The organism is Bradyrhizobium iriomotense, assembly GCF_018129405.1.
Taxonomy (GTDB): Bacteria; Pseudomonadota; Alphaproteobacteria; order Rhizobiales; family Xanthobacteraceae; genus Bradyrhizobium; species Bradyrhizobium iriomotense_B.
On record NZ_JAFCLP010000037.1, the window covers coordinates 1 to 20045 of the forward strand.

Below are 20045 nucleotides of genomic sequence, written 5' to 3' on the forward strand. Positions count from 1 at the left end.
TGTGCGAATCTTGCCCATAGAGAGTCAGCTTCCGAGCCCGGCCACAAGCCTTCCGAGAAGTGTGAATGTCGTAGCCCGCAAGGGGAGAGGGAAAGCAGCGAAGCCTCACAAGATTGTCACCGCCTTGGCACGGCGAGCGGCTCGGCGCTGGCGAGTTCGGCGAGCTTGGCGCGGGCGGCCTCGCGGGTGCGGACGTCTTTGCCGGCCGGCAGCGTCAGGGCGGCTTCGAAATCGGCGCGCGCGTCGTCGATCTGGCCGCGGGCGAGGAATGCCAGACCACGGTCGAGGCGGGCCTGCGCATCGGAGGGATCGAGGCGCACCGCCGTGTTGTAGCTCAGGATGGCGCGATCGAGATCGCCGGTGGCCGCGAGCGCGAGGCCGCGCTGGTGATAGGGCGCGGCGTGCTTGGGATCATGCGCAATCGCCTCGTCATAATCCTCGATGGCCAGTTCCAGATCACCGTTCTGCCGACGTGCGAGCGCGCGGTCCCGATAGAGCGAGGCGCGGTTGGGATTGAGGTGGATGGCCTCGTCGAAATCCGAAATCGCCCGCCTGAAGTCGCCGTGGCGCATCGCGATCCGCCCGCGCCCCTCATAGGCAAAGGCGATCAGCGAGCCGCGCAGCGGCGAGAAGCCGATCACGGCCGCGCAGATATCAGGATCGTCCTCGTCCCCGCAATTGACCACCATATGCGTGGACAGGCCGATCAGAACGGCCACGACGATCAGCAATGGTACGGCAAGCCTGGTCATCTTCGACGCTGGCCGGCATAGCGCCGGCCACGCATCCCCTTTCGAAGCAACTGTCACGCCGAGGTGTTAACACCGGTCCGGACAATCCTGTGTGCGCCAGCTCACAAAGCCCCGCGCAAATCCTGGCCGGTTCCGTCAGCCCCAGGGACCACGTGAAGGACCGCGAGAAGGACCACGTGAGGGACCGCGCCAGGACGAGCGGCCCCACGGCCCTTGCGGCGGATAGTTCTCGTTGGCGCCGACCGACGGCGCCGCCTGCGCGCCGAGCTCGGCCGCGAGCCTTTGCAGCGCGGCGATGCGGTTCTGCGTCGAGGGATGGGTGGCGAACAGATTGTCCACGCCGTGGCCCGACAGCGGATTGATGATGAACATGTGCGCGGTCGCGGGATTGCGCTCGGCATCATAGTTCGGCACCTGATGCGCGGCGCCTTCGATCTTCACCAGCGCCGAGGCCAGCCACATCGGCTGGCCCACGATGCGCGCGCCGAGATCGTCCGCGGCATATTCGCGGGTGCGGCTGATCGCCATCTGCACCAGCATCGCGCCGAGCGGGGCGAGGATCATCATCAGGATCGAGCCGACGATACCCGGGCCGCTGTTGTTGTCGCGATGGCCGCCGAAGAACATGCCGAACTGCGCCAGCATGGAGATCGCGCCGGCGATGGTCGCGGTGATCGTCATCAGCAGCGTGTCGTGATGCTTGATGTGCGCGAGCTCGTGCGCGATCACGCCGGCGAGCTCCTCGCGGCTGAGCTGGTTCATCAGACCGGTGGTGACGGCGACTGCGGCGTTCTCGGGGTTGCGCCCCGTCGCAAATGCGTTGGGCTGCGCCTCGTCCATCACGAACACGCGCGGCATCGGCAAGCCAGCGCGGCCCGCAAGTTCCGCAACGAGTCCGACCAGTTCCGGCGCACTCGCGCGATCGACCTGATGGGCGCCGTACATCGACAGCACCATGCGGTCGGAGTTCCAGTAGGTGAAGAGATTGGTCGCGGCCGCAATGACGAGCGCGATCATGGCACCGGAGGCTCCGCCAATCAGATAGCCCACGCCCATGAACAGGGCGGTGAGGCCTGCGAGCAGCATTGCGGTACGAAGATAGTTCATGGCCGTCTCCTGGGGCGGCCGCGGGCAAGCCTCCGGCCGGCGCCCTCGAAGTATGGATGCTGCCGGACACCGCAAGGTCATGCGTCGCCCGGACGCAGATGCATGGCGGCGCGGCCACCCTTTCCCGCGTCGGTAGGATTTGCGCCAAAACACACGTGGACGCTTAGCAACCTGGAAAGCGCGGCTTGGCTTAATCCGCGGTAACCGGGCACGCCGCACGGCCATTGCGCATTGACCGGTTCCGTTGACCTCCCGTCAGCAAGGTGATCGTCATGGCAGACCGCTCGCGCGCCGCTTCCGTCGACCCCGCCGCTCCCTCCTCTCAAGACACAAAGACCGATGCCAAGGGATTGCAGGAGGCGCTGCACGAGCAGCTGTTCGCCAATGACGAACCCGATCATTCGCCCGAGACGCAGACGCCGGCGGAATCGCAGCGGCGCTGGCCGCATCTGCGACGTGGCGCCAAGATCGCCATCGGCCTTGCCATCCTTGCCGTGTTCGGCTGGTTGCCGCTGCGCGCGATATGGGAATATTCGAGCGTCGAGGCCGTGCTGAATTCCCGCCTCGTCACCCTGCGCGCGCCGATCGGCGGGCGCGTGGCCGCCGCCCAGCGCCTGACCGATCAGGCGAGGTTAGACGCCGGAACCGTAGTCTTGCGCGTGGTCAACTCGCGCAGCGATCGCACCCGGCTCGACGATCTCCGGCGGCAGAAATCGCGCCTCGAGAACGAGCGGCCAAGCCTCGCCGCCAAGCTTGCCTCAGCGCAAGCGGCGCAAAAGGACCTGGCGCGGCAGGCCGCGCAATTCCGCGACGGGCGGGTACTGCAGCTCGAGGCCCGCATTGCGGAGATCCAGACCTCGATCGAGGCAGCCGCGGCGCGGCGGGACGAGGCCAGCGCCGCCGTCGAGCGCGCCTCCTCGCTGGCGAAAACCGGCAACGTCTCGACGGTCGAGCTGGCGCGGCTGACGCGCGAGCTTTCGGTGTCGCAGCAGACCGAGCTCGGTGCGCGCAAGCGGCTGGATGCAGCCAAGGTCGAGCTCGCCGCGGCACGGAGCGGCTCCTTCCTCGGCGACAGCTACAACGACCGTCCGAGCTCGGTGCAGCGCGAGGAGGAGATGCGCCAGCGCGCCGGCGACCTCGAGGCCGACCTCGCACGCATCGACACCGAGATCGCCTGGCTCGGCAACGAGATCATCATCGAGGAGGTTCGCTTCGCCGATCTCTCCGAAGCCGACATCACGACACCCGTCTCAGGCCGCGTCTGGGAGATGATGACCTCGCCGGGCGAGGACGTGCAAGCCGGCCAGCCCCTGCTCAAGGTGCTCGATTGCAGCAGCGCCGTCATCACCGCGAACGTCACCGAGAATGTCTACAACCGCCTGCAGCTCGGTGACCACGCGACGTTCGAGCCGAACGATGGCGGCGCGCCGATCTCCGGCACCGTCGTCAATCTGACCGGCGCCGCCGGCGCGCCCGCCAATCTCGCCATCAATCCCGACGCGCTGAGCAAGGAGCCGTTTCGCGTGACCGTTGCGCTTGCCGATGCCGCCGCCCACGGCTGCACGGTGGGACGCACCGGCCGCGTCGTGTTCGCAAGGCTCGAGACCGCGCCGTGACGACGGCACTGACGCCCGGCCTGATCGCGCTCGGCGCCTTCATGGCGATCGTGCCGCTGCTCCAGCGCGAGAGCACGATGGCCCGCTCGTTTCTGGCCATCGCGGCGCTCATTCTCCTGCTTCGTTATCTCCACTGGCGCGTCACTGCGACGCTTCCGCCGCCGCATCTCACAGTGGATGCCGTGATCGGTTATCCCTTCATGCTACTGGAGGCGGCTTCACTCGTTGCGGTCGCGCTGTCGCTGCTGTTCCTCAGTCGCACGCTCGACCGCACCAAGGCGGCCAGGATCGATGGCCGCGCCAGAGATCCGCGCGCACCGCTGATCGACGTCTTCATCTGCACCTACAACGAGGAGCGTTCGATCCTCGAGCGCACCATCATCGGTGCCACCGGCATGGAGTACGGCAATTATCGCGTCTGGGTGCTCGACGACGGCCGGCGGCCCTGGCTGCGGCGGCTTTCGAGCGAGCTCGGCTGCCATTACCTGACGCGGCCCGACAACCGCCACGCCAAGGCCGGCAACATCAATCATGCGCTCAGGCATGTCGGCGCGCTGCCGGAGCCGCCGCAATTCATCGCCGTTCTCGACGCTGATTTCGTACCGCGGCCCGACTTCCTCGCCCGGACCATCTCGTTCATGGACGATGCCTCGGTCGGCGTGGTGCAGACGCCGCAACACTTCATCAATCCCGACCCGATCCAGACCAACCTTGCCGCGACCGACGTCTGGCCGGACGAGCAACGCTTCTTCTTCGACATCCTGCTGCCGGCGAAAGATGCCTGGGGCGTCGCCTTCTGCTGCGGCACCTCGTCGCTCATTCGCTATGCCGGGCTGGTGCGGATCGGCGGGTTTCCGACCGACTCGGTGACTGAAGACTATCTCGTCACGCTGCGCCTGAAGGAATGCGGCCTCAACACGATCTATCTCAACGAGCGATTGACGATCGGGCTCGCGCCGGAGGGGCTCAAGGAATACATCACCCAGCGCGCCCGCTGGTGCCTCGGGTTGATGCAGATCGTGCGCGGCCGCAGCGGGCCGCTGTCGCGGACGTCGAAGCTTACCTTCATCGACCGGCTCTCGCTGGTCGATGCCTTCATGAGCTGGGCCGCGGTCTATACGTCGAAGGTGGCGGGCCTCGTGGTGCCCTGGCTGTTCCTGCTGTTCGGCATCAAGGCGGTCCGGGCCGACCTCAACGAGCTGCTGCGCTATTTTCTGCCGTTCTATGTCTGGCACGGTCTCACCATGGCCTGGCTGTCGCGCGGCCGCTCGCTCGCCATGATGACGGATGTCTCGCAACTCATCGCCGCGCCAGCGGTGCTCAAGGCGGTGGCAACCGGCCTGCTCAAGCCGAGGGGACACAAGTTCAAGGTCACCGCGAAAGGCGGCGACCGTGACAGGCGGTTCGTCGAGTGGCCGCTGCTGCGGCTCTATGGCTGCGCGCTTCTCATTACGCTCGCGGCCATCGCCTATGCCTTCATCCTGCATCTGCGCGGCGAGAACATCGCCTATGGCGGGCTGGCGCTGGCGTGGAGCCTCTACAACGCGTTCATCCTCGCCGTGGTCTGCTTCGTCTGCATCGAGCAGCCGCGCAAGCGCAAGGCGGAGCGCTTCGACCGCAACGAGCCGGTGCTGCTGCGCCAGGACGGCAGGTCACATCTGGCGCGGCTCGCCGACATCTCGATCACCGGCGCGCGGCTGATCGACCCCGATCCGCCGGCGCCCGGCAGCACGATCGAATGCCGGATCTATGGCCGCTCGATCGCCGCGATCGTGGTGCGGCGAACCACCGACGGATTCGCGGTGCGCTTCGAGGAAGGCATGGACACGCGCGTGCATGCGATCCGGGCGTTCTATGCCGGCGAGTATGTCCGCGCCTATCAGGGCGTCCGGGCGCTCCCGGTCGGCAAAGCGCTGCTGATGCGGCTGTTCGGCTAGGATATGCGCTCGCGAACGTCGGCCGTTTATGGTGAACGACGCTTTAACGGTTCCATTCTGAGCGGAATCGCTTCGAACTTTGTTAAAATTTGCTGGGTACCTCTTCCAGGCGTGATGATCTGGGGGAAGACATGAGTAAGCGGGCCAAGCGTGGAAAGGCAGAGACGCTCGCAATACCGGTGGCCGGAAGAGTTGCAATCGGTGCCGTGGCCGTCGCCGCATTGGGATACGGTTTGCTGTCTCGTCCGGCGACCGTTCAGCCGACGCGGACGCCGTCCGCGCCCCAAGCCCGGGCATCGTCAAGTCCGGTTTACGTGGCAACACCAGTTCATGCATCAACGCCAGCTCCGGCGCCGAGTCCGGCTCCGGCCCCGGCGCCTCTGGTCGAACCACCAAAAGCCGCCGCTGACGCTCCCGGAGCACTTGTCCGGCAGGTGGTTGACTACGCCAGCCGTCAGGCGCCGGGCACCGTGATCATCGACACCAAGAACACGTTCCTCTATTTCGTTCTGAACGACGCGCAAGCGATGCGCTACGGCATCGGTGTTGGCCGCGAAGGTTTCACGTGGTCCGGTGAACAGACTGTGGCCCGTAAAGCAGAATGGCCGGATTGGCATCCGCCTGCGGAGATGGTCTCGCGTCAGCCATATCTGCCGCGGTTCATGGCGGGCGGTCCTGGCAACCCGCTCGGCGCCCGGGCGATGTATCTGGGCGAGACCGAATATCGAATTCACGGCACCAACAATCCCGATACGATCGGCAAGCGGGTTTCGTCCGGTTGTATCCGGCTGACCAATGACGATGTCGTGGACCTCTATGAGCGGGTCAAAGTTGGAGCGAAAGTGATCGTGCTTCCGGCAACCGCTGCCCGTCGGCCATCCCAGGGAGCGCCGGCCGACGCCGCTTTCCGGTTGCCGGACCCGGCATCGCCGTCGAAGCGGCCCTTGGCAGCCAACGCGCAGATGTTGTCACCCGGACCGAAGGTCGCCGAAGCTCAGTAACGTCAATTCCTCTGTTCTCGGTCGAACCAGACTGGATGAGCCGGCCTGGCCTTGAGGGGATGGCCTGAGGCCATCACTTCGCTTTAGGTTGTTGTTTTACGCATGATCTTTTCGGAAAACCGCTTCGCACTTTTCCGGATCATGCTTTAGACTTCCGGCGAACCCACGCCTGCCCTCCCCGCCGGAACCCCTATGCTCCAGACCCGATTTGCGATCGCGGCCGTTGCCCTTGTCGCGCTCGCCATTCCCGCCTCCGCCCAGTTCTCACCGTCGCCCGCAAGACCTGCAGCGCCCAAGGCCACCGCGCCCTCGCCGCGTGCGGCGTCGTGCCATAGCGGCGCGAGCTTCGATCGCTTCCTCGCCGACGTGAAGCAGCAGGCGGTCGCCGCCGGCGTGTCGCAACGCACGATCGCAGAGACCTCGCCCTACCTCGTCTACGACCAGGGCATCGTCAACCGCGACCGCGGCCAGCGCGTGTTCGGCCAGCTCTTCACCGAGTTCGCGGGACGCATGGCCGCGCCCTATCGCATGCAGAACGGCCAGCAGCACATCAAGAACCACGCCGCTGCGTTTGCCCGCGCGGAGAAGGAATACGGTGTGCCGCCGGCGGTGATCGCCGCGTTCTGGGGCCTGGAGAGCGATTTCGGCGCCAACATGGGCAATCTGCCGACACTGAAGTCGCTGGTGTCGCTCGCCTATGACTGCCGGCGCTCGGAGATGTTCGTGAACGAGACCATCGCCGCGCTGAAGGTGATCGACCGTGGCGATCTCACACCTGACGAGATGATCGGCTCCTGGGCCGGCGAGCTCGGTCAGACGCAATTCCTGCCGACGCACTACGTGAACTACGCCGTCGACTATGACGGCGACGGACGGCGCGATCTCCTGCGTTCGGAGCCCGACGTGATCGGCTCGACTGCGAACTACATCGCCAACGGATTGAAATGGCGGCGCGGCGAGCCGTGGCTGGAAGAGATCAAGGTGCCGCAAAACCTGCCATGGGAGCAGACCGATCTCACGGTGCAACAGCCACGCTCGAAATGGGCGCAGCTGGGCGTCACCTATCCCGACGGCCGGCCGCTGCCGAACGACAATCTGCCGGCCTCCGTGCTGCTGCCGATGGGACGGACCGGTCCTGCCTTCATGGCATATGCGAATTTCGCGGCCTACACCGAATGGAATAACTCGCTGATCTATTCGACCACCGCTGGCTATCTCGCTACCCGCATCGCGGGCGCAGCCCCGATGCGCAAGCCGGCCGCGCCGGTCGCGCAGCTGCCGTTCAATGAGCTGAAGCAATTGCAGCAGCTTCTGGTCCAGGCCGGCTTCAATGTCGGCAAGGTCGACGGCGTGCTCGGCCAGCAGAGCCGCGCCGCGGTGAAGGCGATGCAGATCAAGTTCGGCCTGCCGGCGGATTCCTGGCCGACCGCCGAGCTGCTCGCGCGCATGCGCGGCAGCACGGCGCAGGCGCAGCCGGCGGGAGTGGTGAGGTAGCCACACTACGCGCGCGCTCGGCACGCCGAAGCTTCAGCGAAGGCGGCAAGCCGGGCGATGACAGCGAGGGTGTGGCGGCGATGACAGCGAAGAAGGTGGCGCGATAGAATTTTCGCATCGCACACGCCAATTCCGCGATTGTATTTTTCCATGAGGCTCCCATGTGAGTGGCTCAGGTTTCTCCTGAGATTTCCTCTCCTTGAAGCGAGCATCACATGTCCTTCTACGACGCCGTCGTCCCCGCCTATTTGCAAATGCTGAACAGCCTGACCGGCCTGCTCACCAAAGCCGAGGCGCATTGCGCGGCGAAAAAGATCGACCCGAGCGTGCTGCTCGGCTCCCGCCTGTTCCCGGACATGCTGCCGCTGTCGAAGCAGATCCAGCTCGTCAGCGATTTCGCCACCAAGGGCTGCGCGCGCCTTACGCACAGCGAAGTGCCGGCGAATCCCGACACCGAGACCAGCTTTGCGGAATTGAAGCAGCGGCTCGCCAAGACCATCGACTACGTGAAGTCGTTCAAGCCCGAGCAGTTCGAGGGCGCCGAGGCCAAGGACGTCACCTTCCCGTCCGGCCCGAACAAAACCACCACGATGAAGGGCCAGGAATTCCTCAGCGCGTTCTCGCTGCCGAACTTCTATTTCCACGCCACGACCGCCCACGGCATCCTGCGCCATAACGGCGTCGAGATCGGCAAGCGCGATTTTCTCGGCGCGAACTGATTTTTCAAATCGCACGGCCGCGTAGCGGAATTCTGCTGTCTCGGCCAAAATTGCACACGAATTATGCTGCGCGGTCCCTGCCGCGCAGCTTGCCTGCACTTTCCGTATGGCTCATCCCTTGCGCCTGATGTCGCGATGCACAACTGTTCGTAACCTCTCACCGCTTGGAAGCATTCCCATGAGCCGTTCGACCAAATTGTTTGAGACCTACAAGCTCGGCCCGATCACGCTGGCCAACCGCTTCGTGATGGCGCCGCTGACGCGCAACCGCGCCGTGCCCGGCACGTTCGTGCCCGGCGCGCTCGCCGCCGACTATTATGGCCAGCGCGCCTCCGCAGGGCTCCTGATCACCGAAGCAAGCCAGGTCTCGCAACAGGGCCAGGGCTACCAGGACACCCCCGGCATCTACAGCAAGGAGCAGGTCGCCGGCTGGCGCAAGGTCACCGACAAGGTGCATGAGCGCGGCGGCAAGATCTTCATCCAGCTCTGGCATGTCGGCCGCATCTCGCATGTCGATCTTCAGGCGAATGGCGCAGCCCCGGTGGCGCCGAGCGCGATCCGCGCCAAGGGCAAGACGTTCGTCAACGGCGGCTTCGCCGATGTCTCCGAACCGCGCGCACTCGAGCTTTCCGAAATTCCAGGCATCATCGACGATTTCAAGCGCGCCACCAAGAATGCGCTGGAAGCCGGTTTTGACGGCGTCGAGATCCACGGCGCCAACGGCTACCTGCTCGAGCAGTTCGCCAAGGACGGCGCCAACAAGCGCACGGACGCCTATGGCGGCTCGATCGAGAACCGCGCGCGGCTGATGCTTGAGGTCTCCAAGGCCGTCGTGACTGAAGCCGGCGCCGATCGCACCGGCATCCGCATCTCGCCGGTGACGCCGGCCAACGACATCTCGGATTCCAACCCGCAGGCCCTCTACGACCACATCGTCGACGGCCTCAGCGCGCTGAAGCTCGCCTATCTCCACGTGGTCGAAGGCGCGACCGGCGGGCCGCGCGACATCGCTCCGTTCGACTATGCGTCCTTGCGCAAGCGCTTTGCCGGCGCCTATGTCGCCAACAACGGCTACGACTTCGATCTCGCCAGCAAGGTGCTCGAGGCGAACGCCGCCGACCTGATCGCCTTCGGCAAGCCGTTCATCTCCAACCCCGACCTCGTCGAGCGGCTGAAGGCGGGCGCGGCGCTGAACGACTGGGACAAGAACACGTTCTACGGCGGCGGCGCGAAGGGGTATACGGATTACCCGGCGCTCGCGGCCGAGCCGGCGGAGTAGCCACAAGTCGTCCTGGCGAAAGCCAGGACCCATTACCCCGAGCGGATATTGTGGCGGTTGATTGCCGCCACGGTGCGGCCTCGCAGCAAGGCCGGTGGTAATGGGTCCTGGATCAGCGCTCGCTTTGCTCGCTTGTCCAGGACGACGCAGGAAAAGAAAAAGGCCGGGATCGATCCCGGCCTTTCTACTATCAGCTGCAGCCTCAAGCCGCGTAGCGGTTGAACTTCGACTTGGAGATCGAGGTCGCGGCGACGTGGACGTGCTGCGCCAACTCGGCTTCGGCGCGTTCTTTGGTCCAGCGGGTCGTCGGCACCGAAATGTTGATTGCGGCAACGGCGCGGCCGTGCTCGTCGATGATGGGAGCAGCGACTGAAATGTCGCCCATCACCGTCTCGTTCATGATGACGGCATAGCCGCGTTGGGCGGCGACGCGCACGCGCTCCAGCAGCGCCTTCGGATCGGTCACGGTGAAAGGCGTGAGCGGCTTGAGCGGCGTCCGTTCGAGCAGCGCGAGGCGCTCCTCCTCGGGCAATGCCGACAGGATCGCGGTGCCCGATGCCGTGAAGAAGGTCGGCAACCGGCTGCCGATCACGATGTCGATGTTGATCAGATGCGCGCCCGGAAAGCGTGCCACGAAGACGACCTCGTGGCCATCCAGCTCGTGCAGATTGGTCGTCTCGCCGAGATTGCGGCTGATCTCCAGCAGATAGGGCGATGCCCGGTCGATCAGATCATTGGCCTTGAGATAGCTGTGCGAGAACTGGAGCACTTTCGAGGTGAGACCGTAGTTGCGCGTGCCCTCGATCCGCTTGAGATAGCCGAGGGTCTCCAGCGTATAGACCAGGCGCTGGGTGGCGCTGCGATCGAGATCGGCGGCGCGCGCGATGTCGGCCAGCGTCATGTGGCGCTGCGGCCCGTCGAAGGCATGCAGGACCTGGAACGCCTTCTCGGTCGAGCCGACGAACAGGGACGAGCGGGGCTCGTCGGCCTTGTCCGTCGTCTTCGCGCCGGACTTCTCACTGGTTTTGGCGGCCTTTGCCTTCGCAGGCCTGCCGCCCGCGCGGCTGCTACGCGCCATGCTGCCATCCTCTCATGCGATGCCCTCCGAGATCGCAAGCTGCCGGCCGAGCTCGGCCCGGAAGGATGCGACCAGGGCGGGCGCCGGCTGCACCAGCGGCGCCAGCATCCGCGGCGCCTCGACACCGACCATATCCATCACCGCCTTCATCGGTCCCGGATTGGTCTCGGCGAAGGCCATGTTCATCAGCGGAATCAGGCGGCGATGCAGGCTCAGGGCCTCCGCCGTCTTGCCTGCGGTTGCCGTCTCGAAGATCTGCCGCCAGGCCCGCGGCAACAGGCACGCGGTGACGATGATGCCGCCCTTGGCGCCCGCCGCCAGATGCAGCGGAAACAGGCTGTCCTCGCCGCTCAGCACCGCAAAGCTCTCGTCGACGCCGGCCACGACCTGGAGGAAATGGTACATGTCGAGATTGCAGGCCTTCATGCCGATGATGTTGGGATGCCTGGAAAGCTCATGCAGGATCTTGGGCTCGATCGCGATTCGGGTGCGATAGGGAATCTCGTAGATCAGGACGGGCACCGGCGAGGCATCGGCATAACGCAGGAAATAGTCGCGAATGCCCGCCTGAGTCGGGTTGGTATAATATGGCGTAAGAAGCAGCAGGCCGTCCACGCCCTCGGCTGCGAATTCACGGCCGGCCTGCAAGGCATCATGGAAGCCGGTGTCGAGCACGCCAGCAATGACGGGGCCCTTGCCCGCCATCGCCTTTACCGACAGGCCGGCCATCTTGATCCGCTCGGCGCGGACCAGCGCGCCGTATTCGCCGGTGCCGCCGAGAGGCACCACACCGTCGATGCCTTGCTTGTTGAGCCAGGCGAACATGGCCGAGACGGCGCCGGCGTCGATGGTGTCGTCGGCCTTGACCGGGGTCGGAATGGCCGGGAACAGGCCGCGAAGACGATTGGCAGTGAGCATGATTGAGAACCTCTGGTTTGAAGGCGGAGTGGCTATCTCGCGGCGGCACGCCGGCGCAGGCGTTCGGCGACGAAGATCAGCAGCCCCATGAAAACGAACAGGCAGGTCGAGACGGCGGCGATCGAGGGGGAGACCTGAAGCGTCACCTCGTCCCAAAACTGTTTGGGCAGCGTCGCGTTGAGGCCGCCGGTCGCAAACAGCGCGATGGTCAGCTCGTCGAACGAGGTCGCGAACGCAAACAGGAACGACGACATCATGCCGGCGCCGAGGATCGGGAAGGTGACGAAACGCAGCGTCGCCAAGGGACGCGCCCCAAGGCTCTGCGCGGCATGGTCGAGCCTAGTGTCGTAATTGCGCAGCACGGCCATCATGGTCATGACCACATAAGGCACAGCAACCACGGTGTGCCCGAGAACGAGGCCGACGGCGCTGCCGACGAGGCCCATGCGCGCGAAGACGTAGAACAGGCCGACCGCGATGATCATGCGCGGGACGACGATCGGCGACAGGATGAAGGCGAGCCACGCCGCCTTGCCCGGGATCTCGCTGCGCACCAGCAGGAAGGCGGCTGGCGTGCCGATCAGCATCGCGAGCAGCCCGGTGCCGATGCCGACCAGCAGCGAGCGCAGCATGGCCTGGGTCCAGACCGGCGAATTGAGCACCGTCTCGTACCAATGCAGGGTAAAACCCTGCGGCGGCCAGTTAAGGCCGCCGGTGCCGAACGACAGCGGGATCATCAGGATGGTCGGCGCGCTGATGATGAGCAGCATGGTCCAGACGAAGGCCTGCAAGCCCATGCCGGCCTGATCGGGATTGCGATCGCGACGGCGTGATGGCAGCAGCAGGATGATGCGGTCGGAGATCCCACCGAGCAGCGTGAGCAGCGCATCGCCCGCCCTCGCGGCCGGCCCGGACAAACGCGACGGAGTCGCATTGCGCGGCGTGGATGTGCCGGTCATGGTCGACAGGCCGAGCAGCCGGTCATAGGCGGCAAAGACGATGAGGACGACGACCAGCAGCAGCACCGAGATCGCGCCGGCAAAGCCCCAGTTCATGGTCTGCTGGACCTGGTCGATGATGAGCTGGGTGATCATGGTCTCGCGGCGTCCGCCGAGCAGTGCCGGCACGATGAAGAAGCCGATCGCCGTGACGAACACCATGATCCCCGCCGCGGCGACGCCGGGCAGCGACAGCGGAAAATAAATCTTCCAGAACGCCATGCCCGGACGCGCCCCGAGCGTGGCGGCGGCGCGCGGCAGGTTGCGGTCGATATTCTCCATCACCGAGAGCATCGTCAGCACGGCAAGCGGCAGCAGCGCATTGACCATGCCGACGAGGACGCTGCCGAAATTGTAGAGCAGGTTCGCCGGACTCGAGATGATGCCGAGCGAGACGAGCGTCTTGTTGATGACACCGTTGCGGCCGAGCAGCACGATCCAGGCGAAGGCGCGGACCAGAAAACTGGTCCAGAACGACAGCAGCACCCAGAACAGCAGTGTCGCCTTGCGATCCTTGCCGACGACCGAGATCAGATAGGCGATCGGATAACCGGTGACGACGCAGACCAGCGTCGTCACCAGCGAGATCTTCAGCGTGATCAGGAGAACGTCGAGATAGACTGAAGAGGCAAAGAGCTGGCGGTATTGCGCCAGCGTGAAGCCATTGTCGCCGTAGACGCTGAGTAGCAGCAGCTGGCCGACGGGATAGACCAGGAATAGCACGAGCAGCAGCACCAGCGGCGCGCCCATCGCAGCCCGCGTCCAGGCCAGCCTCCGCGATATCGTGCGCACGGCGGCCAAGCTCAGATTTCCTTTCCGTCGTGGATTGCGACGGCATCTGCCGCATGCCATCCGAGCGACAGGCGCTGGCCGATCTCGTAGGGCGCCGAGCCGCTGCGGGTCGGATGCGCAGCAACGAGCTGCGGCAGGCCCGCGGTCTCAGGCGCGATGTAGAGCCGCGTCAGGCTGCCGCTGATCATCACGTCGGTGAGCCGCCCGGACAGCTGGCCACCCTCGCCGACCACGAGGTTCTGCGGACGCACCATGACCTTGACCGGCTCGCCGGTGGCGAAGCGAGAGCCATTGCCGACCGCGCGCGAGGCAGCAAGCTGCTCGGCGAGGACGATGTCGAGCCCTTCGCCGTCGACACCGCGCACGGTGGCGCTGAGCAGATTGGACTCGCCGAGGAAGTCGGCGACGAACACCGAGCGCGGCCGGAAATAGAGATCCTGCGGCGTGCCGAGCTGCTCGATCGCGCCCGCATTCATCAGGCAGATGCGATCCGACATGGTCATCGCCTCTTCCTGGTCGTGGGTGACGTAGACGATCGTGGTGCCGAGCTCGCGATGGATACGCTTGATCTCGAGCTGCATCTGGTCGCGCAGCTTCTTGTCGAGCGCGCCCAGCGGCTCGTCCATCAGGATGATGGCGGGGCGATAGACGATGCAGCGCGCCAGCGCGATGCGCTGCTGCTGGCCACCAGACAACTCGCGCGGATAGCGCTTTGCAACATGCGGCAACCGCACCGTCTCCAGCGCCTCGGCAGCGCGCCGGCGCGCCTCAGTATCCGAAACTTTGCGCATCTTGAGCGGAAACGCGATGTTGTCCTCGATCGTCATGTGAGGAAACAGCGCGTAGTTCTGGAACACCACGCCGATGTCGCGGTCATAGGCGGGGCTATGGGTGACGTCGGCGTCGTCGATCAGGATCTGCCCCTCGTCGGGATGGGCGAGACCCGCGATCAGGCTGAGCAGCGTGGTCTTGCCCGAGCCCGACGGGCCGAGCAGGGTGAGGAATTCCCCCTTGGCGACGTCGAGGCTGGTCGGCGCCAGCGCGACGAAATCGCCGTACCGCTTGCAGAGCTCACGAATACGCAGGCTCGACGACACCATGGGCCGCTCCGATCCGTTTGACCCGATCAAGCCAGGATCCAGCTGTTGAAGCGCTCGATGACGGCGGCCTGGTTGTCGTACCAGAACTTGGCGTCGATCTTCAGCCCGGCCTTGATGTTATCGGGGTAGGTCGGGCAGTTCTTGGCGACCTCCGGCTTGACGTAATTGAAGGCCTCCGGCTGCGTGAGACCGGCCGGGAAAAATTCGACGAGGGCCGCCTGCCGCTTAGGATCGGAAGCGAACTTGATGAACTCGCGGCAGGCATCGGCGTTCGGCGTGCCGGCGAGGATCGACCAATTGTCGGCGCCCCAGATGCCCTGGTTCCAGACGATCTCGACGGGCGCGCCTGCCGCCTGCGCGGACTGCGCGCGCGACACCCAGGTCGGAAGCATGTCGATCTCGCCCGAGGTCAGCATCTGCTCGACCTGCGCGCCACTGGTCCACCACACCGCGACCTGCGACTTGATCTTGTCGAGCGAGGCGAAGGCCTTGTTCAGATCGCAAGGATAGACCTGTGCGGTCGGTGCACCCGCGCCCATCAGCGCCTCCTCGATCGTGTCGAACGGATGCTTGCGCACCGAGCGGCGTCCGGGGAAGTCGGCGACGTTCCAGAAATCCGCCCAGGACTGCGGCGCCTTGCGGCCCTTGAAGGCGTCGGTGCGATAGGCGAGGACGGTGGTGTAGACGTTGGTGGCAACGCCGTAGGGCGAGGCATACTCGGCCGGGATCGACTTGATGACCGGCTCGGCTTCGAGGCCGTGCTTCTCGAGATATTGCTTGGCGCCGGTGGTCAGGATCTGGATCGCGGGCCAGGAAATCTTGGCCATGTCCCAGGTGTAGTTCTTGGTGTCGACCATGGTCTTGATCTGGGCGACCGGCTCGGCATTGGCCTGCACGCCGACGACCTCGATGCCCGTCGCCTCGGTGAAGGGCCGGTAATACACCGCGCCATAGGCCTTGGTGTAGATACCGCCATCGTCGCGCACGACGATGCGTTTGCCGGCGGCGCGGGACGGCGACCAGACGGAGGGGGCGGCGAGTGCGACGGCGCCGGCTCCTGCGCCGAGCAGCAGGCGGCGGCGGGAGGTGATGATCTTCGATGCGTTGGTCATGTCAGTCCCCTCTTTGCGATGTTGCATTGGTCGGCGAAGCAGCGGCCATATCGGCCGCGGATGACGGCGGCAGAACGCGGCCGGGATTGAACAGGCCAGACGGGTCGAACGCCTGCTTCACCGCGCGCATCAAGGCGAGTTCGACCGGCGGCTTGTAGCGGGTCATCTCACCGGTCAGCGTGCGCCCGACGCCGTGCTCGGCGCTGAAGGTGCCACGCAGCGAGCTTGCGACATCGTTCATGGCGCGGCGGATCCGCTGCCCAACGGCGTCGCGATCCGGCAGCGCGTCCCACTCGGCGAAGCTGAAGAAGGGGATGAGATGGATGTTGCCGTCGCCCATATGGCCGACGATGATGAACGGCAGATCCGGCACGACCGCACGCACGGCCGCCATGGCCTGATCGATGAAATCAGGCACGGTCGAGACCGGGACCGCGGTGTCCGACGTCAGCCCCACGCCGGCCTTCTTGTTGGCTTCCGAGACGCTGTGACGCACCAGCCACATCGCCTTGCGCTGCGCCTCGCTCGATGCGACGACGCCGTCGCTGACGAGCCCGGCTTCGAGCGCCTGTTCGAGCACCGCCTGCATCGTCGCGGCGAGCGCTGTGGCATCGCCGGTATCGGACAGTTCGACGAGGACGTGCCAGGTATCGATCTCTGCGACCGGGCAGCGCCGGCCCGGCACCTGCTCCAGCACGAGCTCAATCTGCTTCGCATTCATCAGCTCGAAGGCGGATAGCCGTGAATTGCAGGCAGCCTGGAACAGGCCCAGCACCTTGAGCGCCGCTTGCGGACTGTCGACCGCGAGCCAGGCGACGGCCTCCGCGGTCGGCAGCGGATGCAGCTTCAGCACTGCACCGGTGATGATGCCGAGCGTGCCTTCCGAGCCGATGAAGAGATGCTTGAGGTCGTAGCCGGTGTTGTTCTTGCGCAGTGCGTAGAGGCCGTCCCAGATCGAGCCGTCCGGCAGCACGACTTCGAGCCCGAGCACATTGTCGCGCGTGTTGCCGTAGCGAAGCACGCCGGTGCCGCCGGCATTGGTGCCGATGTTGCCGCCGATCTGGCATGAGCCTTCGGCGCCGAGACTGACCGGATAGAGCCGGCCGGCGGCAGCGGCGCTCTCCTGGATGGTCGCCAGCACGCAGCCGGCATCAACCACCATGGTGTTGTTGACCGGATCGAGCGAGCGGATCCGGCGCATGCGCGTCAGCGCGACGATCACGGGTGGCTTGCCCTGCCCCGACGGCGTCGCGCCGCCACAGAGGCTGGTGTTGCCACCCTGCGGCAGCACCGGCGTGTCATGCGCGACGCAGAGACGGACGATGGCCGCGACCTGCTCCGTGGTCGATGGCAGCACCGCGCAGAGTGCCGGCGCGTGAAACCGGCCGCGCCAATCCTCGGTGAGACCCGCGAGATCCTCCTCGCGCGTCAGCACGGCCGTGTCGCCCAGCAACTGCCTGAACGCCTCGATCAATGCCATCTACCGGCCTCCGGAACGGGCCGACGCTGGCCCAAACGGGTTCTGCACAAGTAATCACATTGCGATTACTTCAATCGCATTATGCTAACTATGAATTCGGTGTGACAGGGAGTCAAGCCGTGGCGAGCGAGCGACCCGCGGGCGAGGAAGGGCCTTCCACCACCGCTGTCATTCCCCGCGAAGGCGGGGAATCCAGTAGCCACCGACGGCACCATTCAATCGAGGAGCCACGGCGTACTGGATCGTCCGCCTTCGCGGACGATGACAACGAGAGCGAGGGACGCATGTGCCACAAGCTCGTCATTGCGAGCGCAGCGAAGCAATCCAGACTCCCTCCGCGGAAAGATTCCTGGATTGCTTCGCGGCGCTCGCAATGACGGACGTGGACGCAGCGGAGCGCTAAAAAGAAAAAGGCCGGGATTGCTCCCGGCCTTTCGTCGTCATGAGACGCGCGTTACTGCAACGAGGCGCGCTTGGGCGGGGTAGCCGGCCACGACTTGATCAGCGTGTCGTAGTCGACCGTTTCGCCCTTCGGCTTCTCGTTGGCGAGCTTGCGCTGCGGGGCGATGGTGCCGTCCTTCTGGGCCTTGGCGAACCAGTACTCCGCCGTCTCCTTCTTGTGCAGCTTCGGACCGCACTCCTTCTGCACGCCGGACTTCTCCAGGCGCTCCATCACGGAGTCCTGGGCCGACGCGAGCGCGTCCATCGCCTGCTGCGGCGTCTTCGCACCGGACGACGCATCGCCGATGTTCTGCCACCACAGCTGCGCGAGCTTCGGATAGTCGGGCACGTTGTTGCCGGTCGGGGTCCACTGCACGCGCGCGGGCGAGCGGTAGAACTCGATCAGGCCGCCGAGCTTCGGCGCACGCTCGGTGAACGACTTGTCCCAGATGTCGGTTTCACGGATGAAGGTGAGACCGACATGGCTCTTCTTCAGAGACACCGACTTGGAGACGATGAACTGGAGATACAGCCAGGCCGCCTTGCGGCGGTCCGCCGGGGTCGACTTCAGCAGCGTCAGCGAGCCCGCGTCCTGGTAGCCGAGCTTCATGCCTTCCTTCCAGTACGAGCCGTGGGGCGAGGGAGCCATACGCCACTTCGGCGTACCGTCCGCGTTCATCACGGCGATGCCCGGCTTCACCATGTCGGCGGTGAAGGCAGTGTACCAGAACATCTGCTGAGCGATGTTGCCCTGCGCCGGCACGGGACCGGACTCGGAGAAGGTCATGCCCTGGGCCTGCGGCGGAGCGTACTTCTTCATCCACTCCAGATACTTCGTGATCGAGTAAACCGCGGCGGGACCGTTGGTGTCGCCACCACGCTCGACCGAAGAGCCGACCGGACGGCAGCCTTCCATGCGGATGCCCCACTCGTCGACCGGCAGACCGTTCGGAATGCCCTTGTCGCCGTTGCCGGCCATCGACAGCCAGGCGTCGGTGAAACGCCAGCCGAGCGACGGGTCCTTCTTGCCATAGTCCATATGGCCGTAGACCTTGACGCCGTTGATCTCCTTGATGTCGTTGGTGAAGAACTCGGCGATGTCTTCATAGGCGGACCAGTTCACGGGCACGCCGAGCTCGTAGCCATACTTGGCCTTGAACTTGGCCTTGTAGTCGGGGTTGGTGAACCAGTCGTAGCGGAACCAATAGAGGTTCGCGAACTGCTGGTCGGGCAGCTGATAGAGCTTGCCGTCCGGTGCCGTGCCGAACGACTTGCCGATGAAGTCGTTGACGTCGAGCATGGGATCGGTGACGTCCTTGCCTTCGCCGGTCATGTAGTCCGACAGCGCGATCGTCTGATTGTAGCGGAAGTGCGTGCCGATCAGGTCGGAATCGTTGATCCAGCCGTCATAGACGTTCTTGCCGGACTGCATCTGGGTCTGCAGCTTCTCGACGACGTCACCTTCCTGGATGAGGTCGTGCTTGAGCTTGATGCCGGTGAGCTCGGAGAACGCCTTGGCCAGCGTCTGCGATTCGTATTCGTGGGTCGCGATGGTCTCGGAGACGACGTTGATCTCCATGCCCTTGAAGGGTTCGGCGGCCTTGGCGAACCACTCCAGCTCCTTCTTCTGGTCGTCCTTCGACAGCGTCGAGGGCTGGAATTCCGCGATCCACTTCTGGATCGCGGCGTCGTCGGCGGCGCGGACCGGCGCCGAGACGGCGAACGCCACCGCCAGAAGCGCGGCGGTGCTGGACATGGTCAGAAAACTATTCTTGGTCAATGGACCTTTCCTTCTCCTAAACTGTCGCATGTTGTTCCTCCGTTGCAGCGACAAACTTTATACAGGCCCGGGTTGCTCCCGGATCTGGCCGTCCCTTCGCGAGCTTCAGACCGTGCGGAAAATGAGCGCGGCCGTGACCAGCGAAATTCCTGATGCGAGCCACAGGCTCGAGATCTCAAACCCGTCCTCGCCGATCGGCAGCGTGGCGATCGCTTCGGTGCCGACGAGGCCGATCCAGAGCAGATGGATGACGGCCGCGGCGATCAGCGAGATGAACAGCCGGTCGCCGCGCGTGGTCGGAATACTGAGCACGCCGACGCGCTCGGCCTCGGGATAGACCGCGGCGAGCCACGTCATCACCGCCAGCGTGCAGGCCAGCGCGGCGAAGAAGATCGCGGTCGGCAGCGTCCAGGCCATCCATGCGATGGATTCCATTGATGC

General features: G+C 65.1%; 16 protein-coding genes. 6 read left to right on the forward strand and 10 right to left on the reverse strand.

Annotated elements, in window-relative coordinates:
• Positions 1–116: 116 nt before the first annotated feature.
• Positions 117–752 (reverse strand): tetratricopeptide repeat protein, encoded by a 636-nt coding sequence (locus JQ592_RS37280; RefSeq protein ID WP_211407687.1) that lies wholly within the window; start codon positions 750–752, stop codon positions 117–119.
• Positions 753–887: 135 nt separating this feature from the next.
• Positions 888–1859: a zinc metalloprotease HtpX gene (htpX, locus tag JQ592_RS37285; protein WP_211407688.1), complete on the reverse strand. Its 972-nt coding sequence runs from the start codon at positions 1857–1859 to the stop codon at positions 888–890.
• Positions 1860–2131: 272 nt separating this feature from the next.
• Between htpX and JQ592_RS37290 the strand changes: the two genes are divergently transcribed.
• The 6 genes from JQ592_RS37290 to JQ592_RS37315 all read left to right on the forward strand — a co-directional run bounded on the left by JQ592_RS37290 (position 2132) and on the right by JQ592_RS37315 (position 9905).
• Entirely contained in the window at positions 2132–3475 is a 1344-nt protein-coding gene (locus JQ592_RS37290; protein ID WP_211407689.1) for an HlyD family secretion protein, read from the forward strand.
• Positions 3472–5412: a glycosyltransferase gene (locus JQ592_RS37295; RefSeq protein ID WP_211407690.1), complete on the forward strand. Its 1941-nt coding sequence runs from the start codon at positions 3472–3474 to the stop codon at positions 5410–5412. Before JQ592_RS37290 ends, JQ592_RS37295 begins: the two co-directional genes overlap by 4 nt.
• Positions 5413–5543: 131 nt before the next feature.
• Complete coding sequence (locus JQ592_RS37300; RefSeq protein ID WP_211407691.1) at positions 5544–6413, forward strand: L,D-transpeptidase; 870 nt, start codon at positions 5544–5546, stop codon at positions 6411–6413.
• 192 nt (positions 6414–6605) lie between these two features.
• Complete coding sequence (locus JQ592_RS37305; protein ID WP_211407692.1) at positions 6606–7907, forward strand: lytic murein transglycosylase; 1302 nt, start codon at positions 6606–6608, stop codon at positions 7905–7907.
• A 215-nt stretch (positions 7908–8122) separates the two neighbouring features.
• Positions 8123–8626 carry a DUF1993 domain-containing protein gene (locus JQ592_RS37310; RefSeq protein WP_211407693.1) on the forward strand — a complete coding sequence of 168 codons (504 nt, stop codon included), beginning with the start codon at positions 8123–8125 and terminating at the stop codon, positions 8624–8626.
• Positions 8627–8804: 178 nt separating this feature from the next.
• Entirely contained in the window at positions 8805–9905 is a 1101-nt protein-coding gene (locus JQ592_RS37315) for an alkene reductase (RefSeq protein ID WP_211407694.1), read from the forward strand.
• Positions 9906–10107: 202 nt separating this feature from the next.
• Here the strand turns inward: JQ592_RS37315 and JQ592_RS37320 are convergent, their stop codons facing one another.
• The 8 genes from JQ592_RS37320 to JQ592_RS37355 form a co-directional block, all read right to left on the reverse strand.
• Positions 10108–10983, reverse strand: a complete 876-nt coding sequence (locus JQ592_RS37320; protein ID WP_211407695.1) for an IclR family transcriptional regulator — start codon at positions 10981–10983, stop codon at positions 10108–10110.
• 12 nt (positions 10984–10995) lie between these two features.
• Complete coding sequence (gene dapA / locus JQ592_RS37325) at positions 10996–11901, reverse strand: 4-hydroxy-tetrahydrodipicolinate synthase (RefSeq protein ID WP_211407696.1); 906 nt, start codon at positions 11899–11901, stop codon at positions 10996–10998.
• Between the two features lie 32 nt (positions 11902–11933).
• The gene (locus JQ592_RS37330) at positions 11934–13691 is read right to left on the reverse strand and encodes an ABC transporter permease subunit (protein ID WP_211407710.1); all 1758 of its coding nucleotides are present in this window, start codon (positions 13689–13691) and stop codon (positions 11934–11936) included.
• Positions 13692–13702: 11 nt separating this feature from the next.
• Complete coding sequence (locus JQ592_RS37335; protein ID WP_211407697.1) at positions 13703–14791, reverse strand: ABC transporter ATP-binding protein; 1089 nt, start codon at positions 14789–14791, stop codon at positions 13703–13705.
• Positions 14792–14817: 26 nt separating this feature from the next.
• Positions 14818–15903, reverse strand: coding sequence for an ABC transporter substrate-binding protein (locus JQ592_RS37340; RefSeq protein WP_211407698.1), 1086 nt, complete (start codon positions 15901–15903; stop codon positions 14818–14820).
• A 1-nt stretch (position 15904) separates the two neighbouring features.
• Entirely contained in the window at positions 15905–17383 is a 1479-nt protein-coding gene (locus JQ592_RS37345) for an FAD-binding oxidoreductase (RefSeq protein WP_211407699.1), read from the reverse strand.
• 454 nt (positions 17384–17837) lie between these two features.
• On the reverse strand, positions 17838–19580 hold the full coding sequence (locus JQ592_RS37350; RefSeq protein ID WP_211407711.1) for an ABC transporter substrate-binding protein: 1743 nt from the start codon (positions 19578–19580) through the stop codon (positions 17838–17840).
• Between the two features lie 129 nt (positions 19581–19709).
• Entirely contained in the window at positions 19710–20039 is a 330-nt protein-coding gene (locus tag JQ592_RS37355; protein WP_211407700.1) for a DUF2160 domain-containing protein, read from the reverse strand.
• Between the last annotated feature and the right edge of the window lie 6 nt (positions 20040–20045).